Below are 3,726 nucleotides of genomic sequence, written 5' to 3' on the forward strand. Positions count from 1 at the left end.
GCCACGCCCACCCCCTCCACCACGACCTCCAGGCCGGCGTTCGTGCCGGTGCGCAAGGCGGCACGCACGGTCCCCGCCTCGCGGATCGCCGGCAACACCGCCCTGGCCGACAACGAGTGGTCCGAGTTCTAGCACCCGGTGCATCGCGGCACTTCCCGCCCCGGCTTCGGCCGGGGCGATTCATGCGGCCACGAGGCTTTCAACTATTGGCGGGCCCGGCCGATAGCACGGTAACGGAAGCCATCTCCCTGCCTTGCCAATGCCGGAAGCGCACGACTCCCTTGCCACGCCCCAGGACCTGGAGGATGCAGAGCGCTACATGCTGCACGACCCGCGGGAGATCGCGCGCGTCCTGCAATCGCTGGCCGACGCCGGCGCGCTGATCAGCGCCAGCATCGTGCCCGGCGGCCTGCCCTGCCCCACGGCCCTGCTGGACGTGGACCGCGACGGCAACGTGCTGATCGACGGCAACCACCAGGAAACGGTCAACCAGCGGATCGCCTCGGCGCACTACCTGGCCTGCGTTTCGCAGCTGGACCGGGTACGCATCCAGTTCCGCCTGCAAGGCCTGGTCCGGGTCGACAACGACGGGCGCGTGGCATTCGCGGCGGCCGCGCCGGAGTCGCTGCTCAAGCTGCAGCGGCGCGAGCTCTACCGCCTGCAACTCGTACCCGGCCCGGTGGTGACGGTGGAGTTGCCTGCCACCGGCGAGCTGGACGCGCCGCTGCAGGTACGGGTGCTGGACCTGAGCGGCGGCGGCCTGGCGCTGTCGGTGCGCGATGACGACCGGTCCCGCTTCGCCTCGCGCCGCCGCCTGGAAGGCTGCCAACTGCGCTTGCCGGACACCGGGCCGCTGGCGGTCGACCTGGAGGTCTGCCACCTGTCGCAGCACGAACCGCTGGCCGGCGGCACGCTGCGCGCCGGCTGCCGCTTCCTGGCGCTGTCGCCGCATGCCGAGAAGCAGATCCTGCAGTACATCTTCCGGGTCGAGCGCCAGCGCAACGCCCGCGAGCGCCGGGCGGTGTGAGCCGGCCCTAAAGTTGCCGCCGTCGCGGCCGATCCCTCCTAGGACCCGGTCCGCGCGCCCGCGCGGCACGCCCTGCAGGAGCGTATCCATGAGCACCACCCCCGACACCGCCGCCGGCGAATTCCTGACCTTCACCCTGGGCGACGAGCATTACGGCGTCGACATCCTCAAGGTCCAGGAGATCCGCGGCTACGACGCGGTCACCCGCGTCCCCGACGCGCCCGAGTACATCAAGGGCGTGATCAACCTCCGCGGCACGATCGTGCCGGTGATCGACCTGCGCCTGAAGCTGCGCCTGCGCGAGGCGCGCTACGACAGCCTGACGGTGATGATCGTCCTCAACGTGCTCGACCGGGTGGTCGGGATCGTGGTCGACGGCGTCTCCGACGTGGTCCCGCTCGCGCAGGAGCAGGTCCGGCCCAAGCCCGAGTTCGGCGCCGCGGTCGACACCCGCTTCATCAGCGGCATCGGCACCCTGGAAGACCGGATGCTGATCCTGCTCGACATCCCCACCCTGCTCGACAGCGCCGACCTGGGCCCCGAGGCGGCGTTCGAAGACGCCGCCTGAGCGCGCCTAAAGTCCTGCGGCCGGAGGCCGATAGCCACCTCAACAGGGTTCGTTCCTGGCCCGATCCCACCGTCCACTGGAGCCATTCCATGAAGTCCACCCCCGTGCTGTCCCTCGCCGCCGTGCTGTTCCTCGCGCCGCTGGCCGCCACCGCCGCCGACGCCATTCCCGCCGAAGACGCCGTCCGCTTCGTCGGCAAGGAGGGCATGGTCTGCGGCAAGGTCGAGAAGACCCGCTACGCCCAGAACTCCGAGGGCGAGCCGACCTTCCTGTACATGGGCGGCGCCTTCCCGCGCCACACGTTCTCGGCCCGCATCCCCGGCGACCAGCGCGACAAGTTCAAGCCCACCCCCGAGGAGCTCGAGGGCCGCGACGTCTGCGTGATCGGCACCATCAAGCGCGACGCCAGCCGCGCCGAGATCGCCATCAGCTCGCCGTCCAGCATCAAGCTGGCGACCATCAAGTAAGCAACACCACGGCCCGGGCGCGAGCGCGTCCGGGCCGTTCTGCATCCGCGAAGACCAGGGGAAACGCATGCACTGGCTCAAGAACCTCAAGCTCACGCCGAAGCTGATGCTGGCATTCGGCGTAGTGCTCGCACTGATGTTGGTCCAGGGCGTCGGCGCCTACCTGGGCCTGTCCTCGCTCAACCGCGCGACCACGCACCTGGCCGGCAAGACCATGGACACGGTGTCCACCGCCGCCGAATTGCGCTCGCTGTTGGGCGAGTACCGGATCTCGTCCTACCGCGGCCTGACCCGGGCCAGCGAGGCGGTCAAGCAGGATGCGCGCAAGCAGAGCGCCGACCTGGCCGCCAGGATCGAAGCGACCTCGGCCGATTTCGCCAAGCTGGCGACCACGCCGGAGGAACGCAAGCTGCAGGAGCAGTTCGCCGCGGCCTGGACGACGGCCAAGGCGTCCTACGACTCGGTCAACGAAATGGTCGACCTGGAGCTCCCGGACGACGCCGTGGACACCTTCCTGGGCGAGACCGCGCAGCTGCATGATGGCGCCTACGCCCTCGTCGGCGAGATGATCAAGCGCGCCGACGAACAGGCCAATGCGGCCGGGGCGAGGGCCGACTCGGCCTACACCGCCTCCGGCTCGCTGATCGTGGTCATGCTGCTGGCGGGCATCGGCGGCGGCCTGGCGATCGCCTGGCTGCTGGCCCGCGGCCTGACCGGCTCGATGCGCGAAGCGGTGGCGGTGGCCAACGACGTGGCCGGCGGCAAGCTGGACAGCCGGATCGACACCTCCCGCCAGGACGAGATCGGCGACCTGCTGCGCGCCATGCAGCGCATGCAGCACGACCTGCGCGAGCGCACCGAACGCGACCAGAAGGTGGCCAGCGAGAACCTGCGCATCCGCACCGCGCTGGAGAGCTCCACCACCGGCCTGATCATCACCGACCGCGACCTCGACGTGGTCTATACCAACCCGGCACTGCGGCACATGCTCGACGGCTATGCGGCGCAGATCGCCGAGGCCCTGCCGGGCATCGATCCGGAGCGCCCGCTGGTAGGCCAGCCGATCTCCGTGCTCGAGCACGGTGGGAAGGTCGACCCGGCGTTCCTCCAGCAGCTCGAGAAGGAAGGCCGCGGCCAGCGCGAGGTGCGCTACGGAGAAGTGGTGTTCGCCCAGAGCATCTCGGTGATCCGCGACGCCGACGGCGAGAACGTGGGCACGGTCTGCGAGTGGCGCGACCGCACCAGCGAGATGCACGTGGAGCAGGAGGTGGCCCGCATCGTCGAGGCCGCCGCCGCCGGCGACCTGTCCGGCCGCGTGGGCACCGAAGGCAAGCACGGCTTCCTGCTGCAGCTGGCCGAACAGTTGAACACGCTGCTGGACGCCAATGCGGTCAGCCTGTCCGAGGTCTCGCGCCTGCTGACCGCGCTGTCGCAGGGCGACCTGACCACGCGGATGGACGGCGACTTCCACGGCGTGTTCGCCCGCATGCGCGACGACGCCAACGCCACCGTGGCCCAGCTCACCTCCATCGTCTCGCGCATCCAGGGCGCCTCCTCGGCCATCTCCACCGCCTCCACCGAGATCGCCTCCGGCAACAACGCCCTGTCCCGCCGCACCGAGCAGCAGGCCGCCAACCTGGAGGAAACCGCCGCCTCGATGGAGG

The 3,726-nt window shown here is 70.2% G+C and carries 4 protein-coding genes; all 4 read left to right on the forward strand.

The features are described from left to right. The first annotated feature begins 259 nt into the window (after positions 1-259). Positions 260-1,027: a flagellar brake protein gene (locus tag CSC66_RS17090; protein ID WP_162378616.1), complete on the forward strand. Its 768-nt coding sequence runs from the start codon at positions 260-262 to the stop codon at positions 1,025-1,027. An 88-nt stretch (positions 1,028-1,115) separates the two neighbouring features. After that, on the forward strand, positions 1,116-1,595 hold the full coding sequence (locus CSC66_RS17095) for a chemotaxis protein CheW (protein ID WP_162378617.1): 480 nt from the start codon (positions 1,116-1,118) through the stop codon (positions 1,593-1,595). Between the two features lie 89 nt (positions 1,596-1,684). Continuing rightward, positions 1,685-2,062, forward strand: a complete 378-nt coding sequence (locus CSC66_RS17100) for a hypothetical protein (protein WP_162378618.1) — start codon at positions 1,685-1,687, stop codon at positions 2,060-2,062. Between the two features lie 67 nt (positions 2,063-2,129). Next, on the forward strand, positions 2,130-3,726 hold a 1,597-nt coding region (locus CSC66_RS17105), incomplete at its 3' end, for an MCP four helix bundle domain-containing protein (RefSeq protein ID WP_162378619.1).

It is taken from the genome of Pseudoxanthomonas kaohsiungensis (assembly GCF_010211765.1).
Classification (GTDB): Bacteria; Pseudomonadota; Gammaproteobacteria; order Xanthomonadales; family Xanthomonadaceae; genus Pseudoxanthomonas; species Pseudoxanthomonas kaohsiungensis.

Excerpts from the sequence above, each read along its gene's own strand:
- CSC66_RS17090 (WP_162378616.1), top strand. The coding sequence starts at position 260 with ATGCCGGAAGCGCACGACTCCCTTGCCACGCCCCAGGACCTGGAGGAT.
- CSC66_RS17095 (WP_162378617.1), top strand. The coding sequence starts at position 1,116 with ATGAGCACCACCCCCGACACCGCCGCCGGCGAATTCCTGACCTTCACC.
- CSC66_RS17100 (WP_162378618.1), top strand. The coding sequence starts at position 1,685 with ATGAAGTCCACCCCCGTGCTGTCCCTCGCCGCCGTGCTGTTCCTCGCG.